Source organism: Variovorax sp. Soil_C_26 (assembly GCF_057657075.1).
This window is the reverse complement of the sequence record NZ_JBDGJC010000001.1, coordinates 1108008-1134086: the sequence shown is the minus strand read 5'-3', so window position 1 is coordinate 1134086 and position 26079 is coordinate 1108008. Positions and strand designations below refer to the sequence as shown.

Sequence of the window (26079 nt, the reverse complement as noted above, 5' to 3'; positions counted from 1 at the left end):
GGCATCGAGCAGGTGAACCAGGCGATCGCGCAGATGGACCAGGTGACGCAGCAGAACGCGGCGCTGGTCGAAGAGGCCGCGGCCGCCGCGCAGTCGATGCAGGAGCAGGCCGAGAGCCTGGTCGCGTCGGTCAGCGTCTTTCGCCGCGCCGCCTGAACGCAAGCCGCGAAAGGCAGCCTTCAACTTCCGCGCGGCCTGCCGATAAACAAAGCACAAGGGCATCCCAAACGCTGCCCTCGCCCCCAACAAGAAACGTTCTACAGGTAACACCCATGTCGATGTTCCAAACGGGCCTGTCCGGCCTCGGCGTTGCGCGTGCCGCGCTCGTGACCACCGCGCACAACACGGCCAATGTCTACACCGTCGGCTACAACCGGCAGACGGCGATCGTGTCCTCCAACGGCGGCACCGCGAGCGGCGCCGGCTTCATCGGCGGCGGCGCGCGCGTCACCACGGTGCAGCGCAGCTATGACCAGTACCTCACGGCACAGCTCAACGGCGCCGAGTCGCGCAGCGCCGCGCTCGCGAGCTATGGCTCGCAGATCAACCGCATCGACTCGCTGCTGGCCGACAAGACGGCCGGCCTCACGCCGCTGATGCAGAAGTTCTTCGCGAGCGTGCAGGACGTGGCCAACACCCCGGCCGACCCGGCAGCGCGCCAGCAGCTCATCAGCGCCGCGCAGACCCTGGCCAACAAGTTCCGCGCCACCGACCAGTACCTCACCGACCTGAACAGCTCGGTCAACGAACAGATCAAGGGCAGCGCCGGCCAGATCAACACCTACGCCACGCAGATCGCCAGCCTCAACCAGCAGATCAGCCAGCTCAGCGCCATGGCCGGCGGCCAGCCGCCGAACGACCTGATGGATCAACGCGACCAGCTGGTGGCCGACCTCGGCAAGATCGTCGACGTCAAGGTGCTCGAGCAGCACAGCGGCCAGTACAACGTCTTCATCGGCAACGGCCAGTCGCTGGTGCTCGGCGACCGGGCCGCCAAGATGCAGGCAGTGCCCTCGGCGGCAGATCCCACGCGCATGTCGATGGCGCTGGTCGGGCTCACGGGCACCGTCTCCGAGCTCAACGACAACGTGTTCACGGGCGGTTCCCTCGGCGGCCTCATGGCGTTCCGCGCCGAGACGCTCACGACCTCGCAGAACGCCATCGGCCGCCTGGCCATGGCCCTGGGTGCCGAGTTCAACAACCAGCACCAGCTTGGCGTCGACCTCAACGGCGCGCTCGGCGGCGACTTCTTCTCGATGGCCGAGGCGGGCGTGTTCTCGAACGCGCGCAATGGCGGCAACATGGTGCTCGGCGCCACCGTGAGCGACACCTCCCAGCTCACCACCAGCGACTACGCGGTGCAGGTCAAGGACGTGGCCGGCACGCTGACCTACACCGTCACCCGCCTGTCGGACAAGCAGGTTCTCGGCGACTACACCGCGTTGCCGGTCAGCTTCGACGGCGTGAGCCTGTCGATCGCGAGCGGCGCCGCGCAGGCGGGCGATTCGTTCCTGGTGCAGCCCACGCGCACCGGTGCGCGCGACATGGACGTGCTGGTGAACGAAACCGGCAAGATCGCCGCCGGCTCGCCGCTGGTCAGCGGCAACACGGTCGGCAACAAGGGCACCGGCGCGCTGGGCCCGGCCGTGGTCGACGCCGCCTACCTCGCCACGCCGCTGGCCGCGCCCGTCACACTGGCCTACGACGCCACGGCCAACACGCTCTCGGGCTTTCCCGCCGGTTCCGCGGTGACGGTGACGCTCGCCGACGGCAGCGCCAGCACCTACGCGGCCGGCACCGCCGTGCCCTACACCGCGGGCGCCACCATCCGCTTCGACGGCGTCGAGGTGAAGCTCGGCGGCGCGCCCGCCCACGGGGACACCTTCACCATCGGCAAGAACGTGGGCGGCGTCTCCGACGGCAGCAATGCGCTGCGCCTCGGCGCGCTGCAGCGAAAGAACGTGATGGACGGCGGCACCTCGACCTTCAACGCCGGCTACACCAAGCTCGTGAGCGAGGTCGGCAACCGCGCCATGGAAGTCCGCGTGGCCGAGCAGACGCAAGCGAGCGTGACGGGCCAGATCCGCGCCAGCCGCGACTCGATTTCCGGCGTGAACCAGGACGAGGAAACCGCCAACCTGCTGATGTACCAGCAGATGTACCAAGCCAATGCCAAGGTGATCCAGACCGCATCGAGCATGTTCGACGCGATCCTCGGCATCCGCGGCTAGCCACACACACCCAGGAGCCGCGATGCGCATCAGCACCCAATCCTTCTACGCCCAGAGCCAGAGCGCAATGGGAACCCAGCAGCAGAAGCTGTTCCGAATCCAGCAGCAGCTCGCCGCGGGCACCAAGTTCCTCACGCCGGCCGACGATCCCGTGGCCGCTGCGCGCGCGCTCGGCGTCAGCCAGTCGATGGCCGAATCGGCGCAGCTCACGTCGAGCCGCAGCCGCGCGATGCTCTCGCTCTCGCAGGAAGAGACGGCGCTGAAATCGGCCACCTCGATCATGCAGGGCATGAAGACGCTGGCGGTGCAGGCAGGCAACGGCACGCTGTCCGACGCCGACCGAGCCTCGCTCGCGACCACGCTGCAGGGCAACCTCGACCAGCTCGTGAACGTGGCCAACGCCGACGACGGCAATGGCCAATTCCTGTTCGCGGGCTTCAAGAGCGGCAGCCCGCCGTTCGTGAAGGACGCCAGCGGCATCCAGTACCTGGGCGACCAGGGCCAGCGCCTGGTGCAGATCGACGTGTCGCGCCAGATGGCCGCCACCGACGACGGCCGCAGCGTGTTCCAGTCGGTGCAGGGCGGTGCGGGCTACGTGACCTCGGCCGCGGCCGGCAACACCGGTTCGGGCGTGTTCGGTTCGGTCGGCCTGACCGATGCCACCGCGGCCCATTACGGCAAGGACTTCACGATCAGCTTCACCGGCGGCAACTACACCGTCTCGACCACCGACACGCCCCCCGTGGTCGCTGCCACGGGCCCCTATGTGGCCGACGCGCCGATCTCGTTCGGTGGCATGCAGATCAAGATGAGCGGCACGCCCGCCGACGGCGACACCTTCCAGGTCGCCGCCGCGCGCAATGCCGGCACCGACATCTTTGCCGCCATCGGCGACATGATCACCGCGCTCAAGCAGCCGCTCGCCGGCGGCGGCGACGCGGCCGAGGCCAAGCTGCTCAATGCATTGAGCACCTTCAACGTCAAGATCACAAATGCGCACGACAACGTGCTGACGGTCGTCTCGTCGGTGGGTTCGCGCATGAACGAACTCGATGCGCTCGACAACGGCGCTGCCGCGCGGGCGCTGGTCGACAAGGCCTACCTCTCCGAGATCGAAGACCTGGACCCGGCCGCCGCCATCTCCGAGTACCTGCAGCGCGAGACCTCGCTGAAGGCCACTCAGCAGACCTTTGCGCGGCTGCACAGCATTGCGCTGTTCAACTACCTGTGAGGGCGTGGCCCTTCAGGGCCGCAGCGCCTGCGTGAGCCGCAGCACGTTGTCCAGCCCCTCGGAAAAGCGCGGTTCCAGGAAGGCGCCGAGCTGCGGGATCAGCAGCTGCATCATCCCGATGCCCGCCAGCAGCGTGAGCGGAAAGCCAACCGCGAAGATGCTGAACTGCGGCGAGGCGCGGTTCAGGATGCCCATCGCGAGGTTCAGCGTGAGCAGCGCGGTCACGAGCGGCAGCGACAGCATCAGCCCGTTGGAAAAGATCTGCGCGCCGGCCGACACCAGGAAGAACCAGCCTTGCGCCGCCAGCGGTGCATCCGCGATCGGCAGCGTGTGGAAGCTCTCGGCCAGCGCGGCGACCATGAGCAGGTGGCCGTCGAGCGCCAGGAAGATCAGGATCGCCAGCATGTGCATGAAGCGCGCGATCACCATCGTGGCGCCGCCGGCCATGGGGTCGAAGAAGGAGGCGAACGACAGGCCCATCTGCAGGCCGATGTATTCGCCCGCGGCGAGCACGGCGGCGAACACCATGCGCATGGTGAAGCCGATGGCCGCGCCGATCAGCACCTGCTGGATGACGATCCACACGCCACCCGCCGACACGATCGGCACCTGCGGCAGCGGCGCCAGCGTGGGCGCGATCGCCACCGCGAGAAGCACCGAGATTGCCACCTTGAGGTTGCGCGAGACACCCGGCTCGCCGAACACCGGTGCGGTGCTCACGAGCGCCAGCATGCGGATGAAGGGCCAGAGAAAAGCGGTCAGCCAGGCGGCCAGCTCCGCCGAAGTGACGGAGAAGATCGCGGGCATCTAGGCGACCAGTTGCGGAATGCTGGAAAAGAGCACGCGCATGTAGTCGAGCATCTGCCCCAGCATCCAGGGCCCGGCGATCACCAGCACAGCGAACACCGCGAGCAGCTTGGGAATGAAGGACAGCGTGGCTTCGTTGATCTGCGTGGCGGCCTGGAAGATGCTGATCACCAGGCCCACCACGAGCGCGACGATCAAGAGCGGCGCGCCGAGCAGCAGCGAGACGTGGATCGCCTGGCTGCCCAGGGTCATGACGGATTCGGGCGTCATTCGAAAAATCTCTCTAGATGTAGAAGCTCTGGGCCAGCGCGCCGATCAGCAACTGCCAGCCATCGGCCATCACGAACAGCATCAGCTTGAACGGCAGCGCGATCGAGGCGGGCGGCACCATCATCATGCCCATCGACATCAGCACGCTGGCCACCACGAGGTCGATGATCAGGAACGGGATGAAGATGGTGAAGCCGATCTGGAACGCGGTCTTCAGTTCACTGATCACGAACGAGGGCAGCAAGATGCGCAGCGGCACGTCCTCGGGGCCCTGCATTTCGGGCGTCTTGGCGAGCCGGGCGAACAGCGCCAGGTCGTTCTCGCGCGTCTGCTTGAGCATGAACGACTTGAAGGGCGCGATGCCTTTCTCGAGCGCTTGCTCGGCGCTGAGCTTGTTCTGCGAGAACGGCACATAGGCCTCGTCGTAGGCCTTGTCGAACACCGGCGACATGACGAAGAAGGTCAAAAAGAGCGACAGCCCGACCAGCACCTGGTTCGGCGGCGACGACTGCGTGCCGATGGCGGTGCGCAGCAATCCCATCACGATGAGGATGCGCGTGAAGCTGGTCATGCTCAAGAGCAGGGCCGGCAGGAACGACAGCGAGGTCAGCATCACCAGCGTCTGCACGCTGAGCGACCAGGTCTGGCTGCCGCCCGGGCCGGGCGTGCTGGTGACGCCGGGCAGGCCCTGGGCGATGGCCGCGGCGGGCAGCGCCAGCGCGAGCAGCATCAGCGCGGCGCCGCCGAGGCGCCGAAGAAGGGTGGTCCGCATCATCGGCCCGGTTGCGGCTTGAGGCCGAGCGATTCGCGCAGCTTCTGCGCGAACAGGTTGGCCGCGCCCGCGATGCGCAGGTCGCGCGTGTCGGCCGAGGCCGGCAAGGCGGTGCCGTCTGCCTGCGCGGGCAGCGAATGCAGCGTGTTGACCTGGCTCGCCGTGACGCCGAGCACCAGCCAGGTGCTGCCGACTTCGACGACCACCACGCGCTCGCGCTGGCCGACCATGGTGCTGCCGACCACCTTCACGAGGTGACCGCTGCCGAGGCGCTGCAGCCCGAAGCGGCGTGCCGCCCAGGCGCAAAGGAAGATCAGGCCCAGCACCACGAACATGCCGAAGCCGGCCTGCAGCAGGCCCGAGGCGCCGACCGCGGGTGCCGCGGCGCTTTCCACCGGCGTCGGCACCGTGGGCAGCGCGGCGTGCGCGGCCAGGCTCCATGCGGCTGCGGCCGCCGCGGCCGCGTGCCGACGCCATCTGGCCAAGGGCTTCATGACCGGCCGAGCTTCTGCATCCGCTCGGAGGGCGTGACGATGTCGGTCAGCCGGATGCCGTACTTCTCGTTCACCACCACCACCTCGCCCTGCGCGATCAGGTAGCCGTTGATCAGCACGTCGAGCGGCTGGCCGGCGAGGCCGTCGAGCTCGACCACCGAACCCTGCGACAGCTGCAGCAGGCTCTTGATGGTGATGCGCGTGCGGCCGAGCTCGGCCGTGAGCTGCACCGGGACGTCGAGGATGCGCTCGACGTCCACCGGATTGCCCGCGCCGGGCGGCGTGGCATGCAGCGGCTGGAAGACGCGGTTGCCAGCCGGTGCGGCCACTGGGACGGGCGCACGGGCCGGCGCCGCTGCGGGGGCAGGAGCGGGAGCGGGTGCAGGCGCCGGTGCGGAAGCGGCGGTCTGCTCGGCCAGCGCGCTGGCCCAATCGTCCGCATCGCTGGAGGATGAAGTGTTGTCAGTCATGGTCGTTCTTCGGATCGCTGTCTTGGTGGGAGATCATCTGCAGCACGCGCAGCGCATAGCGTTCGTTCGACACGCCGTAGCCGCATTCCATGACCGGAATGCCGTCGACGCGCGCGGTGATCGACGAGGGCAACTCGATGGGCAGCACGTCGCCGGCCTGGAGCTTGAGCACCTCGCCGATGGTCGAGGGCATGGTGATGAATTCGGCGGAGAGCTCGACGTCGGCGCTCTGCATCTGCTGCGACATCTGGCGCACCCAGCGCTTGTCGATCTCGATCTCGTCCTGCACCGGATTGGAAAGCAGGTCGCGGATCGGCTCGATCATCGAATAGGGAATGCACACGTGCAGGAAGCCGCCGACGGGGCCGAACTCGATCTGCAGCGTGGTGGTGATCACCACCTCGTTCGGCGCGACGATGTTGGCCAGCTTGCCGTGCATCTCGGCACGCACGTAGTCGAAGGCGAGCGGGAACACCGGCTGCCAGGCGTCGCCGTAGCACTGTAGCGTGAGGTTCAGAAGGCGCTTGATGATGCGCTGTTCGGTGCGCGTGAAGTCACGGCCTTCCACGCGCACGTGGTAGCGGCCGTCGCTGCCGAACAGGTTGTCGACCACCAGGAACACCAGCTTCGGATCGAACACGAAGAGCGCGGTGCCGCGTAGCGGCTTCAGGTGCAGCATGTTGATGTTGGCGGGCACCGGCAGGTGCCGCACGAACTCGCCGTACTGCTGGATGTGGATCGGTCCGACCGAAATGTCGGGGCTGCGGCGCATGAAGTTCAGCAGCGAGCTGCGCAGGTGGCGCGCGAAACGCTCGTTGATGACCTCGAGCGTGTGCATGCGCCCGCGCACCACGCGGTCCGGCGCACCGAGGTTGTAGACGGGCAGGCCGTCCGCGCTGCTCGCCGCGCCGTCGTTCTGCTCGCTCCCGCCGCCGGTGACGCCCTGCAATAGCGCGTCGACCTCGTCCTGGGAGAGCACTTGTTCATAGGCCATGGATCGCCGGTTCGTGAAATGGGTTACTGCACCATGAAGGTGCTGAAGGAAACGCCTGCGATCTCCTGCGGCGGGCTGCCGGCGCCGAGCGGGCGGCTCAGGTCGAAGCGGATCTCCTCGGCAAGCCGGGCCTTGTCCTCGGTGGTGACCAGCGACTCGGGCGGGCGATTCGACAGCAGCAGCAGCAGGCGGCTGCGCACTTCGGGCATGAACTCGACGATGCGTGTCTTGGTCTGTTCGTCGCGCACCTTGAGCGCCATGCCCACGTGCAGGAAGCGCGGCCGGCCGTCGGAGCGCACGTTCACCGTCACCGGCTCGAGCGTCACGAAAATCGGCTTCTCGGGCACGGCAACGGCCGGCGAGGCGGCCGCGGGCACAGCGCTCTCGCGCTCGCCCATCAGGTAGTACACGCCGCCGCCGGTCAGCACGGCGGCCAGCGCCACGCTCAGGAGCACGATCACCAGCTTCGATGAACTGCCGGTGGCGGGGGGAACGGTTGGAATTGCGGCGGTAGGACTGGTGGCCATGTTGGAAGCTGCGAAACGAATCGGGTTCGGACTATTTTTTGCCAGGTGAGCGGCAAACGAAGGGCTGATCAAGCGCGGAAAAAGGCCTCAGATCCCGCGTTCGCTTCAGGCGAAGGTGTTCAGACGAAGGTGTCGACGGCGGCGTTGGACCGGCGCGGCGCGGCAGCGGCCGCAAGGGGCGCAGCCTGTGCGGCGGCAGCGGCCGCCTCCGAGCCGAAGGCCGGGCGGTCCGCGTGGCGCGCGGACGCCTGCTGTTGTTGCTGCTGCTGCGCATCCTGGTCGAGGGTGCCGCCCTGTCCCGGCGAGTGGTGCGCCTCGGCGCCGACCGAAGCCTGGCCGAGGCTGATGCCACTGTCGGCCATGCTCGCGCGCAGCTGCGGCAGCGCCGCTTCCACCGCGCGGCGCACGCTCTCGTGGGCCGAGAAGAACATCGCCTGTGCCTGGTTGTCGGCCATCGACAGCGTCACCTTGAGCGGGCCGAGGCCGGCCGGGTTGAGGTTCAGTTCGGCCACCTGGTAGCCCGCGGCGCTCATGCGCAGCATCTGCTGGCCGATGGCGCGGCCCCATGCCTCGCTGCCGACCGACGGCTCGACCGTGAGGGTCGGCGTGTGGACCGAGGCCGGCGGCACGCTCGTGCGCGCACTGTCGACCGCCATGGAAGGCGGCGAGCCGAGCACGATGGAGGCGGCGGGCGTCGCCGGCCCCTGCGCCGGCAGCTCGGCCGCGCGCGCCACCACATCGGTGGGGATCGACGTCGCCGCGGCATCGTCCTGCGCCGGGATCGGCAGGTCGGACGCCGCTGCATTCGGCGCTGCCGGACGCGCGGGATTGGCGACCGGGATCGGCACGGCTGTGGCGTCGACTGCGTCGGCGTCGGCCTCGCCGGTCGGCTGGGCAATGGCGTCCGCCGGCATGGTGGCAGGAGCCTGGGCATCGGGCTTCGCGGCGCTGCCGTTCGCCTGCGGTGCGGTCTGGGCGAGCGCGTCGGCAGACCGCGCCTGCGTGCTGCCCGCTGCCTCGTCGGCGGCCGCGACGGCAGTGCCGGCATCGGCTGCCGGTACATCTCCGGTTGCGGCATCGGTCACCAGCCCCGGTGTGCCGGCCTGCGCGCCGCCGGCAGCACCCGGTGCACCGGCCGGCAGCCCCGCAGCCGGCAAGCTTCCGGGCATCGGGGCGAAGAAGGCCAGTGGCAGCGGTTCGGCCGCAAGTTCTTCCCTGCGGTCGGCACCGCGCCCGGGCTTGCGCCGGGCCGCGCCTTCCAGCTCAGTCCCGTCTTCGGCGGGCTGCGCGCTGCCGCCGCGCGAGCGCTCCAGCACCGCATGGAAATTGCGGCCATCGGGCTCGTCGGCGCTGCGGCCGCGCGCACCGGAGGCACTGGAGGAAGAAACGGGCGAGGCCGCCGTGCCGGGGCCGAAGGAAGGGGCGATGGAAGTGGACATGGCGAAAGGAATCAGGATGTCGGTTGGATCGCTCGGTCGAAGAATTGGCGCGCCGCGCGCTCGTCGCTGTCGCGCTGCTCGCGCCGCGCGCCGGCCACCAGCTCCTGCCGGCGCAGCCGCTCGGCCAGCGCATCGAAGGAGTTGAGGCGCCGCTTGTGGTGCTGCCATTCGTTGCGCCCCAGGTCGAGCCGGCTCGCGGCCTGCGCCACGATGGCGCGCTGCTGCTGGATCGCGCCGTCGAGCGTGGCCAGGAAGTTGCGGTAGTTGTGCCACTGCGCGGACGGCAGGCCGCCCTGCATCAGCACGTCGAGCTGCTGGCTGTAGTCCTCGCGGTACTGCAGCAGCAGGTCGAGCTTCTCGCGCGCGCTGACTTGCGCGTTCTGCAGCACGCCGAGCTGGCGGGCGGCGTCGTCGGCCTTGGTGCGCGCCAGGTCGGTGAGCGTGTCGAGCGGAAGTTTGTGGGCCATGGTGGTTCCGGGAGATAGGGGTGGCCGCCCGGTCAGGCAGCCGGGAAGATGTCGCTCATGCGCGCGATCGCTTCGGCATAGCCGCAGCGCTCCTGCATCGGCTGCTGCAGGAAGGCCTCGATGCGCGGATAGAGCGCGATCGCCTGGTCGAGCTGCGGATCGTGGCCGGGCGCGTAGGCGCCGACGCTGATCAGGTCGCGGTTCCGCTGGTAGCGCGACAGCGCCTGCTTGAAGCGGCGCACGGTCTCGAACTGCGACGGCTCGATCAGCGAGGTCATCGCGCGGCTGATCGAGGCCTCGATGTCGATGGCCGGGTAGTGGCCGGCCTCGGCCAGCGTGCGCGAGAGCACCACGTGGCCGTCGAGGATGGCGCGCGCCGAGTCGGCGATCGGGTCCTGCTGGTCATCGCCTTCGGACAGCACGGTGTAGAAGGCGGTGATCGAGCCGCCGCGGCCCTCGGCGTCGCGCGCACCGTTGCCCGCACGCTCCACGAGCGCCGGCAGCTTGGCGAACACCGAAGGCGGGTAGCCCTTGGTGGCAGGCGGCTCGCCGACCGCGAGCGCGATCTCGCGCTGCGCCATCGCATAGCGGGTGAGCGAATCCATGATCAGCAGCACGTCGCGTCCCTGGTCGCGAAAGTACTCGGCCAGGCAGGTGGCGTAGGCAGCGCCCTGCAGGCGCAGCAGCGGCGAGTTGTCGGCCGGCGCCGCGACGACCACCGCGCGCGCCAGGCCTTCCTTGCCGAGCGTGTGCTCGATGAATTCCTTCACTTCGCGCCCGCGCTCGCCGATCAGTCCGACCACGATGACCTCGGCGCTGGTGTAGCGCGCCATCATGCCGAGCAGCACGCTCTTGCCGACGCCCGAGCCTGCGAACAGGCCCATGCGCTGGCCGCGGCCGACGGTGAGCATCGCGTTGATCGCGCGCACGCCCACGTCGAGCACCGAATCGATCGGTGCGCGCGTCAGCGGATTGATCGGCGGCGACGACAGCGGCACCTTGCGGCTGATGTCGAGCGGCCCGAGGCCGTCGAGCGGACGGCCGACCGCGTCGACCACGCGGCCGAGCATGCCTTCGCCCACCGGCAGCCGCTTGGCATGCGCCTCGCCGGGGGCCGCGCCGGCGGCGGGCCATGCCGCACCGGGGCGTGCGAACACGCGCGCGCCCGGCAGCAGGCCGGCCACTTCGCTCTGCGGCATCAGGAACAGGCGGTCGCCCGCGAAGCCGACCACTTCGGCCTCGGCATGGCGCTGCGCATGGCCGGGCGGCAGTTCGATCAGGCAGTCGCTGCCGACCGGCAACTGCAGCCCCACGGCTTCGAGCACCAGGCCCACGGCGCGGGTCAGCCGCCCCGAGGTGGCGATGGTCTGGCAGCGGCCGACCTCGGTGCGCGCCTGCGCGAGCGTGGCCTGCCACGACTGGAGATGCGGGTTCGACGACATGGCTTCAGGCACCCTCGGCATCGGCGTGCGACGAGAAGGCGCCCACAACGCGCTTCCAGCGGGTTTCGAGCGTGGCGTCCATCTCGCCGCTCGCCGAGCGCACGCGGCAGCTGCCGCGCGCGAGCGTGTCGTCGGCGCGCAGCTGCCAGCCGGCGGCCTGCAGCTCGCCGCCGAGGCTGTTCTTCACCAGCGCCACGTCGTCGGGATGCAGCAGCAGGCGCGGCTCGCCCTGCAGCGCGGGTTCGGCATGCAGCAGGTCCTGCACCAGCGCGAGCACCCATTCGGGCTCGGTGCGCAGCGTGCGGTGGACCACCTGCCGCGCCACGTCGAGCGCGAGCGCGAGGATCGCTTCGGAGAGTTCGCTCTCTGCACTGCGCAGCGCCGCGGGCAGCGAGGCGGCCAGTGCGCGCAACTGCTCGGCATGGGCGCTCGCGCCCGCGAGCCCGGCGGCCAGCCCTTCGGCGTGGCCTTCGGCATGGCCCTTGGCCCAGCCCTCGCGGCGACCCTCGGCTTCGCCGGTGGCGCACGCCTCTTGCCGCAGGCGATGGAGCTCGGCTTCGCGTGCCAGCGCCGCCGGGTCGCGGCGCGGTGCCGCCGGCTTCGGCGCCGGCGTCTGCGCCGTGCGCACGTCGGCCTCGAGCGAACCCATCTCCCAGCGCTGCCAGGCCGACAGGCGCGGGCGCGTGGAAGCGAACGCGGCGGAGGAGGAGGTGGTGTCAGACGAATTCATCGGTGCCCGGGGTGGAAACGACGATCTCGCCCGCGTCGGCCAGGCGGCGCACCACCTGCAGGATGGCCTTCTGCTCGGTCTCGACCTGCGAGACGCGCACCGGGCCGCGCAGTTCGATGTCCTCGCGCAGCGTTTCGGCCGCACGCTGCGACATGTTCTTGAGGAACTTCTCGCGCAGCTCGGGCGCCGAGCCCTTGAGCGCGACGATGAGCGAGTCGGACTCGATGTCCTTGAGCAGGCGCTGGATGTAGCGGTCCTCGAGGTCGAGCAGGTTCTCGAACACGAACATCTCCTCGACGATGCGCTGCGCCAGCGCTTCGTCGTGGGCGCGCACGTGGGCGATGGCTTCTTCTTCCTGCGCGCTGTTCATCAGGTTGACGATCTCGGCCGCGGTGCGCGCGCCGCCCAGGCGGCTGCGCTTCAGGCCTTCGCCCGAGAGCATTTCGGTCAGCACGTCGGTCAGTTCGGCCAGCGCCGCGGGCTGCACGCCGCCGAAGGTGGCCACGCGCAGGATCACGTCGTGGCGCAGGCGCTCGGGCAATTTCTCGAGCACTTCTGAGGCCTTCTTGCGCTCGAGGTGGACCAGCAGCGTGGCGAGGATCTGCGGATGCTCATCGCGCACCAGCTCGACCACTTCGCTGGCTTCGAGGTCGTTGAGCCGCTCGATGCCGCCATGCGGCTCGTCGGGCTGCAGGATGTCTTCGAGCAGGTTGCTCGCCCGGTCGTCGCCGAGCGCCTTGCGCAGCACGGCGCGGATGTAGCTGCCCGAGCCCAGGTGCAGCGCGGAGAGTTGCTCGGTCTCGAGCCGGAACTCGGCCAGCACGGCCGCCAGTTCGTCCTTCGAGACCTGGCTCAGCTTGGCCATCGCGACGCCCAGCGCCTGCACCTCGGTGGCGGGCAGGTGGTGCAGCGTGGCCGCCGCGCGGTCCTCGCCGATGGACATCAGCAGAATCGCGGCCTTTCGGGTGCCTGCATCGCTCATGAGTTCATCCAGTGCTTGATCAAGGTGGCCACCAGGCGCGGGTCCTGGTCGGCGGTCTGGTGCGCATAGTCGAGGTCGGCCTTCTGACGCTCGGCTTCGCGCAGCCGCGCGTTGTGCTGCGCGGCCTGGGCCTCGTCTTCGGCCGGGTCGCCGGTCGGGATCGGGCCGGGTACGACGGGCGCGGCGACCACCGGCGGGCCGAGATGCTTGCGCAGCAGCGGACGCGCCACGGCGAACCAGGCAAAGAGCGCGAGCACCGCGAGCAGCAGGTACTGGGTCGCCGTCATCGCGAGCCCGAGGTTGGCGGGGTCGCGCCAGAACGGCAGCTCGGGGCCAGCCTCGTCGGCGTGGTCGCGCGCAAAGGCGCTGTTGACCACGTTGAGCGAGTCGCCGCGCTCCTGGCTGAAGCCCATGGCTTCCTTCACGAGGTTGCGGATCTGCTCGACCTCGGCCGGCGCGAGCGCGCGCTGCACCCGCTTGCCGTCGGCGTCGGGTGCGTCGCGGTGGTTCACCACCACGGCCACCGACAGCCGCTTGACGCCGCCTGCCGCCTGCTGCACGTGGCGGATCGAGCGGTCGAGTTCGTAGTTGGTCGTCACGTCCTTGCGCGAGCTGCCCGGGCCCGACAGGGCCGAAGCCGCGGTGGTGGCCGTGGCGGCGCCCGGCGCGGCGGCCTGTGGATTGGCGGGCGCGTTCGGCGGCGTGGTGCCGGGCGCGGTGATGGGGGCGGTCGGCGTCTGCGGCGGCTGGTTCGACAGCGCACCGGGCACGCCGCCCGGCGGCGTCATGCCCTGCTGCAGCGACTCGCTCGAGGTCTGGCTGCGGATCGCCGGCGCGCGCGGCGCCTGGTTGGGGCTGTAGCTTTCCTCGGTGCGTTCGACCACCGAGAAGTCGATCTCGGCCGCGACCTGCGCACGCACGTTGCTCGCGCCGAGGATCGGCTGCAGGATCGCCTCGATGCGGCGGATGTAGCCCTGCTCGATCTCCTGCGCATACTTGAGCTGGCTCACGTCGAGCCCGCGCGCGCCCGCATTGGCGGCCGACAGCAGGTTGCCGTGCTGGTCGACCACGGTCACGCTCTTGGCATTGAGTTCGGGCACGCTGCTGGACACCATGTGCACGATGGCGCTGACCTGGCCTTCGTCGATGCCGCGGCCGCGGTGCAGCGTGAGCACCACCGAGGCCGACGGCTTCTTCTGGTCGCGCACGAAGAGCGACGCCTTGGGCAGCGCCAGGTGCACGCGCGCCGCCTCGACCGAGCCGATCGATTCGATGGAGCGCGCGAGCTCGCCCTCGAGGCCGCGCTGGTAGTTGACCTGTTCGGCGAAATGGCTGGTGCCGAACTTCTGGTTGTCGAGCAGTTCGAAGCCCACCCCGCCGCCCTTGGGCAGCCCCTCGGCCGCGAGCTTGAGCCGCAGTTCGGGCACCTTGTCGCTCGCGACCAGGATCGCGCTGCCACCGGCGGTGAACTTGTAGGGCACGTTCATCTGCTGCAGCGACGCGATGATCGCACCGCCGTCGCGGTCCGACACGTTGGTATAGAGCACGCCGTAGTCCGGCGCGCGGCTCCAGAGCATGAACGCCGCCGCGGCGGCCACGATCGCGGCGGCGCCGACGATCAGCGGCAGCTTAGGCTGGGCGCGCAGGCGCTCGGTGAACGCCGAGGCGGAGGAGGGCGCCATGCCGGCGCCCGCGGGCGCCGCCGGATTCATCGGGCGACCTCCGGCCGGCGCAGCTGGGTCTTGGAGGGGGACGGGAAGCTTGGATGTTCTGGAGTCATGCCGAGGGGCCGTGTGTGGTCGGGCGGGCTTGGGGTACGGCGTTGATTCTCAGCAGGCGCGCCATATTCGATTGGCCGAACAACCGGGGTTTTCGCCGTCAGTTGGGGGCATGTGTCGAGGGCGTCCCCTGATACGCTGAAAACACGCGGAGGCGCTTCGGCGCTTCCTCTGTCCACCCCAGTTCCACTCCCAGAGAAAGAGAGTCCCATGTCGATTTCCGCCATCGAATCGGTGCTGCAGCAGATGCGCGTCACCGCGCTCCAGTCCGGCATCGCGCAGCCCAGCAAGGCCGAGCCTGCCGAGTCCGGCGGCTTTGCCGCCGAGCTGCGCCGCTCGCTCGAGAACATCAGCACCGCGCAGACCCGCGCCTACGGCCAGGCCGAGGACTTCGAAATGGGCAAGCCCGGCGTCGCGCTCAACGACGTCATGGTCGACCTGCAGAAAGCCAATGTGGCGTTCCAGACCGGCCTGCAGGTGCGCAACCGCCTGGTCGCGGCATACCAGGAAATCATGAGCCTCCCGGCCTGAAATTGAACGCCCCCCGAAGCGCCTTCGGCGCCTCCCCCCACTGGGGGGCGCACCCAGCGGCCGGGCGAAGCCCGTTCCGCGGGTGCCCTCGGTCGGCGGGGATCTTGGAATGAAAGTGTGTTGTGGATCTTTTTTCGGGCCCGCCCTAAATGTTCGGCAGACCCTGCCGATAACTAACCCAACGATGGCTTGAGTCTCACAGTGGAAGCGGGTCCAGCGTTACGGCCGATGGCCGGAGTCCACAACCTTTTGTTTATCAGGAGTCGAACATGGCGCAAGTCATCAACACCAACAGCCTCTCGCTGGTTGCTCAAAACAACCTCAACAAGTCGCAAAGCTCGCTCAACACCGCGATCGAGCGCCTGTCGTCCGGCATGCGCATCAACAGCGCCAAGGACGACGCAGCGGGCCAGGCCATTGCCAACCGCTTCACCGCGAACGTCAAGGGCCTGACCCAGGCAGCCCGCAACGCCAACGACGGCATCTCGCTCGCTCAGACCACCGAAGGCGCGCTGAACGAAATCAACAACAACCTGCAGCGCGTTCGCGAACTGTCGGTTCAGGCCGCCAACGGCACGAACTCGGGCAGCGACCTCTCGTCGATCCAGGCTGAAATCAAGCAGCGCCTCGACGAAATCGACCGCGTGTCGGCCCAGACCCAGTTCAACGGCGTGAATGTGCTCGCCAAGGACAGCAAGCTGACGATCCAGGTCGGCGCCCACGACGGCGAAACGATCGACATCAACCTCAAGGAAGTCACCTCCAAGACGCTCGGCCTGGGCAACATGGACATTTCCAAGAAGTCGCTCGACCTGTCGACGGTTTCCGCTTCGGCAACGACCACGGTGAAGCCGGGCTCGACCGGCGCGACCACCTCGGTGAACCTCACGGCCGTCGACAGCGCTGCCGCCAGCTCGTACACCGTGTACGTGGACGACGGCGACGCCGACACGCTGTATGTGTCGGACGACGCCGGTACGACCTTCTACGCCGCCACCTACGACAGCGCTTCGGGCACGCTGGCATTCGACGGCTCGACCCCGCTGGGCGCCGCACCGACCGCCACGCTGGCTGCCGCCGGCCAGGAAATCTCGGCCGGCAACGGCGCAACGGTGAATGTCGACAACGTGACGGCCGTGAACTCCGACGCGGCTGCCGCGATCGAGATGTACGTCGACCAGAACGGCGACTGGTTCGTGTCGAAGGATTCGGGCGCCACGGTCATCAGCGCCGACTTCGACGCTGCCACCGGCCAGGTGAGCTACGACAGCGGCGACTTCGCCACTGCCGCGGCACCGACCACCGGCATTTCCGATGCGATCGACAGCTACGAAGTGCCGCCGGTCGCGGTGCCCGCCGTCACGGCCAACCTGTCGGGCCTGCCGTCCGCTTCGGTCGGTTCGTCGCCCACGCTGCATGCCGTCACCAATGCCGACGGCAGCGCCGGCGGCTACGTGGTGAAGGGCGAGGCCAATGGCGCCGAGGTGTACTACAAGGCCAACGTGGCCGACGACGGCACCGTGACGCTGGGCGAACAGTACAACGCCGACCCGCTGGCCGCCATCGACGAAGCCCTTGCCGGCGTCGACGAACTGCGCAGCCAGCTCGGTGCGGTGCAGAACCGTTTCGAGTCGACCATCACGAACCTGAACAACACGACCAACAACCTGTCGGCCGCACGTTCGCGTATCGAAGACGCCGACTACGCAGTGGAAGTGTCGAACATGACGCGCGCCCAGATCCTGCAGCAGGCCGGTACCTCCGTCCTGGCGCAGGCCAACCAGACCACGCAAGGCGTCCTCTCGCTCCTGCGTTGATCGTCTCCTAGCAACCCACGCGCTTCGCGTGCCTGCCGCAAGGCAGGTGCGCGGCGCAGACGCAGGGCCCCGGCCCTTGCGTCTGCGCTTTTCTCTGCGGCTTCCGCTGGAGGCCGCAGAGAAAAGCGAAACACCGAGAGAAAGAGAAAATGCCAGTCAGCAGCATCGGCGTCGGCTCCGGCCTTGAACTGTCCACCTTGCTCGCGCAGCTCGAGAAAGCCGAGAGCCAGCCGCTCGTGGCGATCCAGCAGCGCGCGACCAGCTACACCACGAAGCTCTCGGCCTACTCGCAGATCCAGAGCGCGCTCAACACGCTCAAGACTGCCGGCGACAAGCTCGCCGACCCGGCCTTCTTCAAGACGGTGAAAGCCTCGGTCAGCGAGACCACCGTGCTGAGCGCCGCCACCAGCGAGACCTCGGTTGCGAGCAGCTATGCCATCGACGTGTCCCAGCTCGCGCAGTCGCAGTCGCTGGTGTCGGCCGGCCAGGCCGACGCCAAGGCCAAGATCGGCACCGGCACGATCACTATCAATTTCGGCGCCATCACGGGCGGCACGCTCGATGCCGGCACTGGCCAGTACACGGGCGCGACCTTCGCGGCCGATGCCGAGCGAAATCCGGCGCAGATCACCATCGGCGAAAGCACCAACTCGCTGGAGGGCATCCGCGACGCGATCAACAAGGCCAATGCCGGCGTCACCGCGAGCATCATCAACGACGGCAGCGGCACGCCCAACCGCCTGGTGCTGGTGTCTAGCGAGTCGGGCGAGACCTCGACCATGCAGATCTCGGTGACCGGGGATGCCGCGCTGCAGAACCTGCTGGCCTTCGACCCGGCCGGTACGCAGACCATGAAGCAGACCACGGTCGGTCAGGACGCCAAGCTCAAGATCAACGGCATCGACATCGTGAGCGCGTCGAACACCGTCTCCGAGGGAATTCAGGGCACGACGCTGACGCTCGCGAAGACCGGTACCACCAATCTGAAGATGACGAGCGACACCTCGGCGGTGTCGGCGGCCATCACCGCCTTCGTCACGGCCTTCAACACGCTGCAGAGCACTGCGACCAAGCTCACGGCCTACGACGCCGACAGCAAGACCGGGGCCGCGCTGATGGGCGACCAGACGCTGCGCAACCTGATGACCGAGGTCCGGCAGACGCTCACCGCCGCTCAGGCGGGCGGGCCGAACGACATCAAGGTGCTGACGGAGATCGGCGTGGGGTTCCAGAAGGACGGCACGCTCGCGGTCGACGCGACCAAGCTCGCCAATGCACTCAGCAAGAACCTCGGCGGCGTCGCGAACCTGTTCTCCAGCGCGACCGACAGCACCGCCGGGTACGGCAAGCAGATCGGCGCGCTCGTGACCCGGCTCACGTCGTCGAGCGGCGCGCTCACGACGGCCACCAACGGCGTCAACACCACGCTCGAAGACCTCAGCGACCAGTACAACGCCGTGCAGGCACGCGTCGAGTCGACGGTCGAACGCTACCGCGCGCAATTCACGCAACTCGACGTTCTGGTCAACAGCCTCAACAACACCATGGCCTACCTCACGCAGCAGTTCGATGCCATGAACGGCAGCAGCAAGTAGGTCCAGAAAGCCGCCGATGTACACCTCCCACACTTTCCGAACCGGCGCCAGTGCCTACTCACGTCTCGGCGTGGAAACGCAGGCCATGAGCGCCTCGCCGCACCAGCTCATCGCGATGCTGTTCGACGGCGTGGCCACGAGCATCGGCCTGGCGCGCCACCACATGGCGACCGGCGACATGCTTGCCAAGGGCAAGGCGATCTCGAAGGCCATCAACATCGTGGACAACGGCCTGAAGGCCGGCCTCGATGCCCGGGCCGCGGGCGCCGCCGGCACCGAGCTGGTGGACAACCTGACGGCGCTCTACGACTACGTGATCCGCCGCCTGCTGCACGCGAACCTGCACAACGACGCCAAGGCGCTCGGCGAGGCGGAGTCGCTGCTCGGCAACATCGCTTCGGCCTGGCGCGAGATCGGGGGCGGCCATGGCGGCAACTGATTCGATGCACGCGCAGCAGGCCGTGCCGGCGCGCGAGGAGCTTATCCGCTGCTACCGTGAACTGGCCTCGACGATGTCGCTCATGGCGGCGTTGACGCGCGCCAAGGACTGGACGCGGCTGCCCGAACTCGAGGCCCGCTCCACGGTGCTGGTCGAGCGGCTCAAGGCCGTCGGTACGGTGCCGCTCGCGGCGGAAGACCTGGCGCATGTGCGCGCTTTGATGGCGCGCATCGACGCCGACAAGGCGGAGGTTTGCAGCCTTGTCAAACCGCAGCTGGAGATGCTGATGGCCAAGATGGCGCAGCTGCACAAGCGCAGCGATCTTGACAAGGCCTACGGCCTGCCGCACTGATCGCCACGCCCCACCCACGACCATGAACAGGCCGGTTGGAACTCCCGATGCCGCGCACGCAACGAAGCTTGCCGCGTTGCGGCCGGACCTCGCTGCGCTGCAGGCCGAGGTCGGGACCAGCGTGCCCGCGAGTGCGGTGGCCGAAATCCAGAAGGTCAAGAACGATGTCCGGCTGCCGTCCCAGGCCATGCACGCGGCGCTGCTGGCGGCAGAAGCGCAGCCTCCCGCGCCCGCGCAGCCACCCGCGGGCGGGCCGCGCTCCATCGAGACGCAATGGTCCGTCGCGGCTCGCGCCATCGGCGCGGTGCTGGCCGACTTGCAGGCCGATCCCGAGCCGGTGCGGGGCAGTGCGCCCCTGTGGGCGTCGGCGCAGAAGGCTCCGCCCGCCCCCGTGCTGGCGGCCGCGCTGGACAAGGCACTGAGCGGCAGCGGCTTGTTCTACGAATCGCACCTGCTTGAGTTCGCGATGGGCCTGCGCAGCGTGGCGCAACTCGCCGACGAGCCGCAGATGCACCTGACGCGGCAGCAGCAGCCGGAAAGCGCCGGTGCGAAACCGCAGCCTCAAGCGCAGCAGGCGGCACAGGCACAGCTCGCTGCGGCGGTTGCGCAGGCGCCGGCGCTGCCGGGCGCTACCGCGGCGGCCGCGCCATCGGGCACTGCACCGCGCGGCGAGCTTGCGCAGGCACCTGCCCCGGCCGTGGTCGGCCCGAATCAGGCGCCCGGCACGCCGACGCACCTTGCGGCGCTGCCGGCCGGGGATGCGCCCGGGTTGCCCGGCGAGCGGGTCGCCGCCGAGGCCGGTGCGTCCTCTGCGCGTGCTGCCGCTGCAGCACCGGCGCTCGAGGTGATCCATCCGCAAACCACCGCGCTCGTGCACCAGCAGCTCGACCTGCTCGCCACGACGGTGTTCCGCTGGACCGGCCAGGCCTGGCCCGACGTGCCGATGACCTGGTCGGTAGAGCCCGAAGACGGGCCGCCCGCCGATGAAGCGGAGGCACACGGGGCCAGCGAAGCGCAGGCGCCGCGGCGCTGGGTCACCACGGTGTCGCTGGCGCTGCCGAGGCTCGGCGCGGTCGATCTGCGGCTGAGCCTCCTGGGCGAACAGGTGCAGGCGCAGCTCGCGGCCAGCGAGGCCGGAGCGCTCGCGCGGCTGCAGGGCGGCGGCGGCGAACTCGGCCCCCGCCTCGAGGCCGCGGGCCTGCGCCTGCAGGATCTGCAGATCACGGCCATGCAGGCCCGGGATGCGGCGCCTGCCGTCGGGGAGCTGCATCAATGACCACCGCAGGCCCCGAAAGCCCGCGCCAGACCGCGGTCGCGCTGTCCTATGCGGACCCTGCGAAGGCGCCCGTGGTGGTGGCCAAGGGCTACGGCCTCACCGCCGAATCGATCCTGCGGCAGGCGCGCGAGAACGGCGTGTACGTGCACGCCTCGCCCGACCTGATCCGACTGCTGATGCAGGTCGACCTCGACCGCCAGATCCCGCCGCAGCTCTACCTCGCGGTGGCCGAGGTCCTGGCCTGGATCCATGGCATCGAGCAGTCTGCAAAGGTGCCCCGATGATCAATGTATTTTCATTGAAACCTTCTGTTACTGAGAACCAGTCGCATTGCTCCGAAGGGGCGTCGTGCGTTTGCAACAAAAGATTACAGCCAGTTGTAGCCCCGTTTACAGTTTGCCTGGCTCGGGAAGTTACAAAGTTTAACTAGGTGGGAATAATTCACACCAGGACATGAACAACGGAGTGCATCTTGCAAACGGATAACGTAATGAATGCGGCGAACGGCGAGATCTCGCGCGAGATCGGTGACGTCAACCTCGCCTACATGCTGCTGGCCCAGAAGCTCGTCAAGCAGGACCGCGTGGCGGCGATGTTCCGCCTCGGCATCAGCAGTGAACTCGCGGACATGCTCGCGGGCATGTCGCTGGCCCAGATCCTGAAGCTCGCGGCGTCGAACTTCCTGCTCTGCAGCTTCCGCCTGAACGAGCACGCCTCGATGTCGGCTGTGGTCGGCGAGGGAAAGGACAGCACGCTGCAGCAGGCGCACATGTCGATCCTGATGTCGGCCCGTACGCTGCAGATGCAGAAGGAAGCGGTAGCGGCATGACGCGCAAGACCGTCCTTGGCGAAGTGCGGGAAGTCCAGCTCGCCATCGAACTGATCGGGCTCGGCGCCCGGCTGCAGTTCCTCGAGGCCGAGGTCGGCCTGAGCCGCGAACGGCTGATCCGGCTCTACAAGGAGATAAAGGGCGTTTCGCCGCCCAAGGGATTGCTGCCTTTTTCGACCGATTGGTATATGACTTGGCTGGCGAATATCCATTCGTCGATGTTCTATAACATTTACCAATTCATGAAGATCCATTCCGATGAAGAAAAGGTCTGGATCCTAATTAAAAGCTATAAATTGTATTTGCAGCAAATTGCCGCGCAAGACAGCGAGCCAATTCTGGATTTCACGCGCGCCTACACCATGGTGCGTTTTTTCGACAGCGACATGCTGCAAATGAGCACCTGCAGCCGGTGCGCGGGGCAGTTCATCGCGCATGCGCACGACCACAAGAACGGGTACGTGTGCGTGCTTTGCCGCCCGCCCTCGCGCGCAGGCAAGGCGCGCGGCGCAAAGCGCAGCGGCGACGCGGCAGTGGTGGTGCCGACACGGAGCGGGGAAGGCATGGGTTTGGGTGTGGGGCAGGCGCTCGAGGCGGGCGCGCTCCACTGACATGGACCCTGCCCGGTTTGGGCGGGGCTTTTGAATCGACGCCTCAAGGGCAGTAGGGGAAGCGTGTGCTCCTTTTGGTTGGTTATCTGGTGGTGATCGGCGCCGTGTTCGGCGGCTATGCATTGATGGGCGGGCACTTCGGCGTGCTGTTCCAGCCCGTGGAGCTGCTGATGATCGGCGGCGCCGCGCTGGGCGCCTTCATTGCCGGCAACAACGGCAAGACGATCAAGGCCACGCTGAAGGAACTGCCGCTGCTGCTGCGCTCGTCCAGGCACAACCGCCAGCTCTACCTCGACCTGCTCGCGCTGCTCTACGAGCTGCTCGCCAAGGCGCGCAAGGAAGGGATGATGAAGCTCGAGACCGACGTGGAAGACCCGTCGCAAAGCGAGATCTTCAGCCGCTATCCCAAGATCCTGGCCGATGCCGGCGTGATGGAATTCCTTTGCGATTACCTGCGCCTCGTCATCAGCGGCAATACCGATGCATTCGAGATCGAGGCGCTGATGGACCACGAGATCGAGACCATCAAGCACGAGGCCGAGATCCCGATGCACAGCCTGGCGCGCGTGAGCGACGCGCTGCCCGCGCTCGGCATCGTGGCCGCCGTGATGGGCGTGGTGCACGCGCTGGCCTCGGCCGACCTGCCGCCCTCGGAAATGGGCGCACTGATCGCCCACGCGATGGTCGGCACCTTCCTGGGCGTGCTGCTGGCCTACGGCTTCGTCGCGCCGCTCGCGTCGCTCATCGAGCAGAAGGTGGCCGAGGGCATGAAGATGTACCAGTGCGCCAAGGTGACGCTGCTTGCGAGCCTCAACGGCTATGCACCGCAGCTCGCGGTGGAGTTCGGCCGCAAAGTGCTGTTCTCGACCGAGCGGCCCAGCTTCACCGAGCTGGACAGCCACGTGCGCGAAGTCAAGGCGCGCTGACGCGGGCGGAGCACACACAGTCATGAGCGCGGAAAAGCACAGGATCGTCGTCCGGCGGGTGGCCGGACATGGCGGCGGCCACCACGGCGGCGGCTGGAAGATCGCCTATGCCGACTTCATGACCGCCATGATGGCGTTCTTTCTCGTGATGTGGCTGCTCTCCAGTTCCTCGCCAAAGCAGCGCGAGGGCATTGCCGAGCATTTCCGGATGCCGCTGATGGTGGCCTTGAGCGGTGGCGAGAAAAGCAGCACCAGCGTGAGCGTGATCCCTGGCGGCGGCATGGACCCGAGCACGCGCGCCGCGGGCGAGGTGCGCCAGGCCGATGCCGAGGAAGAAGCCGACGCGGACCGTCTCGCGAGCATGAAGGAACGGCTCGACAAGCTCATCGAGTCGAGCCCGATATTCAAGCAGTTCCGTTCGCAGATCCTGATCGACATCACGACCGAAGGGCTGCGGCTGCAGATCGTGGACAGCGAGAACCGCCCGATGTTCGACCTGGCGAGTGCGCGGCTGGTGCCGCACATGCGCGCGATCCTGCGCGAGCTCGCGCCCGCGCTCCACGAACTGCCGAACCGCATCACGCTGTCGGGCCACACCGATGCCATCGTCTACAGCAACGGCGACCGCTCGTACGGCAACTGGGAGCTGTCGGCCGACCGCGCGAACGCGTCGCGGCGCGAACTGGTCATCGGCGGCATGGAAGAAGGCAAGGTGCTGCGCGTGGTGGGCCTGGCCGACAGCATGCACATCGACCGCGCGAATCCGCGCAACCCGATCAACAGGCGCATCAGCATCATCTTGCTGAACCGCCGCACGCAGCAGCAGATCGAGCACGAGAACGGTGGTGGCGGCGGCAGCGTTGCCGCGGCGCTGCCGGCGGCCCCGCGGGCGCCGTCTTCGCCGTCTTCGCCGCCGCTCTCGCCCACCGACAACGTCAAGCTGACTTCGCAAGAGTCGGCGGCGCCCAAGCACCCCTAGAAACGATGCCGGCGCACGCAGCAGCCGGTCCGGAGCAACGATGGATCTCAGTCAATTTACCCAGGCCTTTTTCGTCGAAGCCGTCGAGCTTCTGGCGCAGATGGAGCAATTGCTGCTCGAGCTCGACGCCGAGGCGCCCGACAGCGAGCAGCTCAACGCCATCTTCCGTGCCGCGCATTCGATCAAGGGCGGCGCGGCCACTTTCGGCTTCGTGGCGCTGACCGACACGACGCACCTGCTGGAGACCCTGCTCGACCGTGCGCGCCACGGCCAGCTGAACCTGAGCCGCTCGATGATCGATTCATTCCTGGAAACGAAGGACGCCTTGCAAGACCAACTGACCGCCTACCAGGCCGAGACCGAACCCGACCCCGAGCGGGTGGCCCACATCTGCGAGGTGCTGCGCCAGCTCGCGCTCGAAACCGAAGGCGGCCGCGCTGCAGCACCGGCGCCCGTGGTGGCCGCCGTTGCTGCTGTTGCTGCGCCCGCCGTCGTGCTGGCGGGCGCGGGACAGGGCGCGCTGCGCATCCGTTTCTCGGGCCTGTCCGACAGCGAATGCGAGCTGCTCGCCGAAGAGCTTGCGAACCTCGGCAAGCTGCTGTCGCGCACGCGCAGCGCCGACCAGATGACCGTGGTGCTCGAAACCAGCTGCGCGCCCGACGACATCACCGCCGTGTGCTGCTTCGTGATCGACGAGTCGCAGATCGAGATCACGCGCGAAGCCGCCGTGGCTGCCGATGCGCCCGTCGCCGTGGCGCCGGCGGCCGCGCCGGCCGCAGCGTCACCGGCGCCCGCGTCGCCCAGGGCCGTGCCGGCCGCCGGCGCGCCGGCAGCGGCCGCCGCCAAGGATTCGGGCTCGATCCGCGTCGACGTGGAGAAGGTCGACCAGCTCATCAACCTCGTGGGCGAACTGGTGATCACGCAGTCGATGCTGACGCAGGCGGCCACCATGCTCGACCCGGTGGAGTGCGAGCGCTTCCTCAACGGCCTGGGCCATCTGGAGCGCAACGCGCGCGACCTGCAGGAATCGGTGATGTCGATCCGCATGATGCCGATGGACTACGTGTTCAGCCGCTTCCCGCGCGTGATCCGCGACGTGAGCGCAAAGCTCGGCAAGCAGGTTCGCCTGGACACCTTCGGCAAGGAGACCGAACTCGACAAGGGCCTCATCGAGCGCATCATCGATCCGCTCACGCACCTGGTGCGCAACAGCCTGGACCACGGCATCGAGACGCCGGACCAGCGCCTTGCCAAGGGCAAGGAGGCCGAAGGGCAACTGCTGCTGTCGGCGCAGCACCACGGCGGCAACATCGTGATCGAGGTGAGCGACGACGGCGCCGGCCTGAACCGCGGGAAGATTCTCGCCAAGGCCATGCAGCAGGGGCTCCCGGTGACCGAGACCATGCCCGACGACGAGGTGTGGCAGCTGATCTTCGCGCCGGGCTTCTCCACGGCCGAGCAGGTCACCGACATCTCGGGCCGCGGCGTGGGCATGGACGTGGTCAAGCGCAACATCCAGGAGATGGGCGGCCACGTCGAGATCAGCTCGCGCGAGGGCTGGGGCACCACCACCCGCATCGTGCTGCCGCTGACGCTAGCCATCCTCAACGGCATGTCGGTCAAGGTCGGCAGCGAGGCCTACATCCTGCCGCTGAGCTACGTGATCGAGTCGCTGCAGCCGCTCGCCGAGCACCTGCATTCGATCACCAGCGACGGCCACGTGATCAAGGTGCGCGGCGAATACCTGCCGCTGATCGAGCTGCACCGCGTGTTCGACGTGTCCGGCGCGCAGACCGACCCGACCGCCGGCATCCTGGTGATCGTGCAGGCCGACGAGTCGCGGTTCGCGCTGCTGGTGGACGAGCTGCTGGGCCAGCACCAGGTGGTGGTCAAGAACCTCGAGACCAACTACCGCAAGGTGCCGGGCATCTCGGCCGCCACCATCCTGGGCGACGGCAGCGTGGCCTTCATCGTCGACGTGGGCGCCATGCCACGCATCCAGCGCGCGCATGCGGTGCGAAGCTCGGCGCTGGCCCATGCGGCCCGGCAAGATACGGTGGCCGCTTGAACCCATCGGGAGTGACAAGCGC

27 protein-coding genes are annotated in these 26079 nt (G+C 68.3%); 14 read left to right on the top strand and 13 right to left on the bottom strand.

All coding sequences use genetic code 11. The features are described from left to right. The first annotated feature begins 272 nt into the window (after window positions 1–272). Together flgK and flgL are read left to right on the top strand one after the other, a co-directional pair. Window positions 273–2231, top strand: coding sequence for a flagellar hook-associated protein FlgK (gene flgK, locus AC3A6G_RS05465; protein WP_487873246.1), 1959 nt, complete (start codon window positions 273–275; stop codon window positions 2229–2231). A gap of 22 nt (window positions 2232–2253) precedes the next feature. Then, the gene (flgL, locus tag AC3A6G_RS05460; protein ID WP_487873245.1) at window positions 2254–3462 is read left to right on the top strand and encodes a flagellar hook-associated protein FlgL; all 1209 of its coding nucleotides are present in this window, start codon (window positions 2254–2256) and stop codon (window positions 3460–3462) included. 12 nt (window positions 3463–3474) lie between these two features. Here the strand turns inward: flgL and fliR are convergent, their stop codons facing one another. The 13 genes from fliR to fliF form a co-directional block, all read right to left on the bottom strand. Then, entirely contained in the window at window positions 3475–4269 is a 795-nt protein-coding gene (gene fliR / locus AC3A6G_RS05455) for a flagellar biosynthetic protein FliR (protein ID WP_487873244.1), read from the bottom strand. Next, on the bottom strand, window positions 4270–4539 hold the full coding sequence (gene fliQ / locus AC3A6G_RS05450) for a flagellar biosynthesis protein FliQ (RefSeq protein WP_487858608.1): 270 nt from the start codon (window positions 4537–4539) through the stop codon (window positions 4270–4272). Between the two features lie 13 nt (window positions 4540–4552). Continuing rightward, window positions 4553–5314, bottom strand: coding sequence for a flagellar type III secretion system pore protein FliP (gene fliP, locus AC3A6G_RS05445; RefSeq protein ID WP_487873243.1), 762 nt, complete (start codon window positions 5312–5314; stop codon window positions 4553–4555). Further along, a complete protein-coding gene (fliO, locus tag AC3A6G_RS05440; RefSeq protein ID WP_487873242.1) occupies window positions 5311–5805 on the bottom strand; it encodes a flagellar biosynthetic protein FliO in 495 nt (164 codons plus the stop codon). Before fliO ends, fliP begins: the two co-directional genes overlap by 4 nt. Next, the gene (gene fliN / locus AC3A6G_RS05435) at window positions 5802–6275 is read right to left on the bottom strand and encodes a flagellar motor switch protein FliN (RefSeq protein ID WP_487873241.1); all 474 of its coding nucleotides are present in this window, start codon (window positions 6273–6275) and stop codon (window positions 5802–5804) included. The genes fliO and fliN overlap by 4 nt, the downstream gene beginning before the upstream one ends. After that, on the bottom strand, window positions 6268–7269 hold the full coding sequence (fliM, locus tag AC3A6G_RS05430) for a flagellar motor switch protein FliM (RefSeq protein ID WP_487858604.1): 1002 nt from the start codon (window positions 7267–7269) through the stop codon (window positions 6268–6270). Before fliM ends, fliN begins: the two co-directional genes overlap by 8 nt. A gap of 23 nt (window positions 7270–7292) precedes the next feature. Beyond that, the gene (fliL, locus tag AC3A6G_RS05425; protein WP_487873240.1) at window positions 7293–7796 is read right to left on the bottom strand and encodes a flagellar basal body-associated protein FliL; all 504 of its coding nucleotides are present in this window, start codon (window positions 7794–7796) and stop codon (window positions 7293–7295) included. Between the two features lie 119 nt (window positions 7797–7915). Beyond that, window positions 7916–9235, bottom strand: coding sequence for a flagellar hook-length control protein FliK (locus AC3A6G_RS05420; protein WP_487873239.1), 1320 nt, complete (start codon window positions 9233–9235; stop codon window positions 7916–7918). Between the two features lie 11 nt (window positions 9236–9246). Further along, complete coding sequence (gene fliJ, locus AC3A6G_RS05415) at window positions 9247–9702, bottom strand: flagellar export protein FliJ (protein WP_487858601.1); 456 nt, start codon at window positions 9700–9702, stop codon at window positions 9247–9249. Between the two features lie 32 nt (window positions 9703–9734). Continuing rightward, window positions 9735–11165 (bottom strand): flagellar protein export ATPase FliI, encoded by a 1431-nt coding sequence (fliI, locus tag AC3A6G_RS05410; protein WP_487858600.1) that lies wholly within the window; start codon window positions 11163–11165, stop codon window positions 9735–9737. Beyond that, window positions 11149–11874: a flagellar assembly protein FliH gene (gene fliH, locus AC3A6G_RS05405; protein ID WP_487873238.1), complete on the bottom strand. Its 726-nt coding sequence runs from the start codon at window positions 11872–11874 to the stop codon at window positions 11149–11151. Before fliH ends, fliI begins: the two co-directional genes overlap by 17 nt. Further along, complete coding sequence (fliG, locus tag AC3A6G_RS05400; protein ID WP_487873237.1) at window positions 11861–12856, bottom strand: flagellar motor switch protein FliG; 996 nt, start codon at window positions 12854–12856, stop codon at window positions 11861–11863. Before fliG ends, fliH begins: the two co-directional genes overlap by 14 nt. After that, window positions 12853–14568, bottom strand: coding sequence for a flagellar basal-body MS-ring/collar protein FliF (gene fliF / locus AC3A6G_RS05395; protein ID WP_487873236.1), 1716 nt, complete (start codon window positions 14566–14568; stop codon window positions 12853–12855). Before fliF ends, fliG begins: the two co-directional genes overlap by 4 nt. A gap of 276 nt (window positions 14569–14844) precedes the next feature. Here fliF and fliE point away from each other — a divergent pair, with 276 nt between their 5' ends. The 12 genes from fliE to cheA all read left to right on the top strand — a co-directional run bounded on the left by fliE (window position 14845) and on the right by cheA (window position 26057). Further along, on the top strand, window positions 14845–15165 hold the full coding sequence (fliE, locus tag AC3A6G_RS05390) for a flagellar hook-basal body complex protein FliE (RefSeq protein WP_487858596.1): 321 nt from the start codon (window positions 14845–14847) through the stop codon (window positions 15163–15165). A 269-nt stretch (window positions 15166–15434) separates the two neighbouring features. After that, on the top strand, window positions 15435–16982 hold the full coding sequence (locus tag AC3A6G_RS05385; RefSeq protein WP_487858595.1) for a flagellin N-terminal helical domain-containing protein: 1548 nt from the start codon (window positions 15435–15437) through the stop codon (window positions 16980–16982). A 149-nt stretch (window positions 16983–17131) separates the two neighbouring features. Next, window positions 17132–18577, top strand: coding sequence for a flagellar filament capping protein FliD (gene fliD, locus AC3A6G_RS05380; protein ID WP_487873235.1), 1446 nt, complete (start codon window positions 17132–17134; stop codon window positions 18575–18577). A gap of 16 nt (window positions 18578–18593) precedes the next feature. Further along, entirely contained in the window at window positions 18594–19016 is a 423-nt protein-coding gene (gene fliS, locus AC3A6G_RS05375) for a flagellar export chaperone FliS (RefSeq protein WP_487858593.1), read from the top strand. Further along, window positions 19003–19368 carry a flagellar protein FliT gene (locus AC3A6G_RS05370; RefSeq protein WP_487858592.1) on the top strand — a complete coding sequence of 122 codons (366 nt, stop codon included), beginning with the start codon at window positions 19003–19005 and terminating at the stop codon, window positions 19366–19368. Before fliS ends, AC3A6G_RS05370 begins: the two co-directional genes overlap by 14 nt. A 22-nt stretch (window positions 19369–19390) precedes the next feature. Beyond that, window positions 19391–20644, top strand: coding sequence for a flagellar hook-length control protein FliK (gene fliK, locus AC3A6G_RS05365; RefSeq protein WP_487858591.1), 1254 nt, complete (start codon window positions 19391–19393; stop codon window positions 20642–20644). Then, window positions 20641–20928 (top strand): EscU/YscU/HrcU family type III secretion system export apparatus switch protein, encoded by a 288-nt coding sequence (locus tag AC3A6G_RS05360; RefSeq protein WP_487858590.1) that lies wholly within the window; start codon window positions 20641–20643, stop codon window positions 20926–20928. The genes fliK and AC3A6G_RS05360 overlap by 4 nt, the downstream gene beginning before the upstream one ends. A gap of 206 nt (window positions 20929–21134) precedes the next feature. Further along, window positions 21135–21473: a flagellar transcriptional regulator FlhD gene (gene flhD, locus AC3A6G_RS05355; RefSeq protein WP_487858589.1), complete on the top strand. Its 339-nt coding sequence runs from the start codon at window positions 21135–21137 to the stop codon at window positions 21471–21473. Beyond that, on the top strand, window positions 21470–22084 hold the full coding sequence (flhC, locus tag AC3A6G_RS05350) for a flagellar transcriptional regulator FlhC (protein WP_487873234.1): 615 nt from the start codon (window positions 21470–21472) through the stop codon (window positions 22082–22084). The genes flhD and flhC overlap by 4 nt, the downstream gene beginning before the upstream one ends. A 65-nt stretch (window positions 22085–22149) precedes the next feature. Continuing rightward, window positions 22150–23010: a flagellar motor stator protein MotA gene (gene motA, locus AC3A6G_RS05345; protein ID WP_487858587.1), complete on the top strand. Its 861-nt coding sequence runs from the start codon at window positions 22150–22152 to the stop codon at window positions 23008–23010. 22 nt (window positions 23011–23032) lie between these two features. Continuing rightward, window positions 23033–23989 (top strand): flagellar motor protein MotB, encoded by a 957-nt coding sequence (gene motB / locus AC3A6G_RS05340; RefSeq protein ID WP_487873233.1) that lies wholly within the window; start codon window positions 23033–23035, stop codon window positions 23987–23989. 40 nt (window positions 23990–24029) lie between these two features. Beyond that, window positions 24030–26057, top strand: coding sequence for a chemotaxis protein CheA (cheA, locus tag AC3A6G_RS05335; protein ID WP_487873232.1), 2028 nt, complete (start codon window positions 24030–24032; stop codon window positions 26055–26057). Window positions 26058–26079: the final 22 nt, after the last annotated feature.

Coding starts and splice junctions, on each gene's coding strand:
- fliO (WP_487873242.1), bottom strand. CDS start 5,805: ATGAAGCCCTTGGCCAGATGGCGTCGGCACGCGGCCGCGGCGGCCGCA.
- fliQ (WP_487858608.1), bottom strand. CDS start 4,539: ATGACGCCCGAATCCGTCATGACCCTGGGCAGCCAGGCGATCCACGTC.
- fliE (WP_487858596.1), top strand. CDS start 14,845: ATGTCGATTTCCGCCATCGAATCGGTGCTGCAGCAGATGCGCGTCACC.
- fliR (WP_487873244.1), bottom strand. CDS start 4,269: ATGCCCGCGATCTTCTCCGTCACTTCGGCGGAGCTGGCCGCCTGGCTG.
- fliL (WP_487873240.1), bottom strand. CDS start 7,796: ATGGCCACCAGTCCTACCGCCGCAATTCCAACCGTTCCCCCCGCCACC.
- fliP (WP_487873243.1), bottom strand. CDS start 5,314: ATGATGCGGACCACCCTTCTTCGGCGCCTCGGCGGCGCCGCGCTGATG.
- fliF (WP_487873236.1), bottom strand. CDS start 14,568: ATGAATCCGGCGGCGCCCGCGGGCGCCGGCATGGCGCCCTCCTCCGCC.
- AC3A6G_RS05360 (WP_487858590.1), top strand. CDS start 20,641: ATGACCACCGCAGGCCCCGAAAGCCCGCGCCAGACCGCGGTCGCGCTG.
- fliM (WP_487858604.1), bottom strand. CDS start 7,269: ATGGCCTATGAACAAGTGCTCTCCCAGGACGAGGTCGACGCGCTATTG.
- fliG (WP_487873237.1), bottom strand. CDS start 12,856: ATGAGCGATGCAGGCACCCGAAAGGCCGCGATTCTGCTGATGTCCATC.
- fliN (WP_487873241.1), bottom strand. CDS start 6,275: ATGACTGACAACACTTCATCCTCCAGCGATGCGGACGATTGGGCCAGC.
- flgL (WP_487873245.1), top strand. CDS start 2,254: ATGCGCATCAGCACCCAATCCTTCTACGCCCAGAGCCAGAGCGCAATG.
- fliH (WP_487873238.1), bottom strand. CDS start 11,874: ATGAATTCGTCTGACACCACCTCCTCCTCCGCCGCGTTCGCTTCCACG.
- AC3A6G_RS05370 (WP_487858592.1), top strand. CDS start 19,003: ATGGCGGCAACTGATTCGATGCACGCGCAGCAGGCCGTGCCGGCGCGC.
- fliD (WP_487873235.1), top strand. CDS start 17,132: ATGCCAGTCAGCAGCATCGGCGTCGGCTCCGGCCTTGAACTGTCCACC.
- AC3A6G_RS05420 (WP_487873239.1), bottom strand. CDS start 9,235: ATGTCCACTTCCATCGCCCCTTCCTTCGGCCCCGGCACGGCGGCCTCG.
- fliS (WP_487858593.1), top strand. CDS start 18,594: ATGTACACCTCCCACACTTTCCGAACCGGCGCCAGTGCCTACTCACGT.
- fliJ (WP_487858601.1), bottom strand. CDS start 9,702: ATGGCCCACAAACTTCCGCTCGACACGCTCACCGACCTGGCGCGCACC.
- fliK (WP_487858591.1), top strand. CDS start 19,391: ATGAACAGGCCGGTTGGAACTCCCGATGCCGCGCACGCAACGAAGCTT.
- fliI (WP_487858600.1), bottom strand. CDS start 11,165: ATGCCGAGGGTGCCTGAAGCCATGTCGTCGAACCCGCATCTCCAGTCG.
- flgK (WP_487873246.1), top strand. CDS start 273: ATGTCGATGTTCCAAACGGGCCTGTCCGGCCTCGGCGTTGCGCGTGCC.
- AC3A6G_RS05385 (WP_487858595.1), top strand. CDS start 15,435: ATGGCGCAAGTCATCAACACCAACAGCCTCTCGCTGGTTGCTCAAAAC.
- flhC (WP_487873234.1), top strand. CDS start 21,470: ATGACGCGCAAGACCGTCCTTGGCGAAGTGCGGGAAGTCCAGCTCGCC.
- cheA (WP_487873232.1), top strand. CDS start 24,030: ATGGATCTCAGTCAATTTACCCAGGCCTTTTTCGTCGAAGCCGTCGAG.
- flhD (WP_487858589.1), top strand. CDS start 21,135: ATGAATGCGGCGAACGGCGAGATCTCGCGCGAGATCGGTGACGTCAAC.
- motB (WP_487873233.1), top strand. CDS start 23,033: ATGAGCGCGGAAAAGCACAGGATCGTCGTCCGGCGGGTGGCCGGACAT.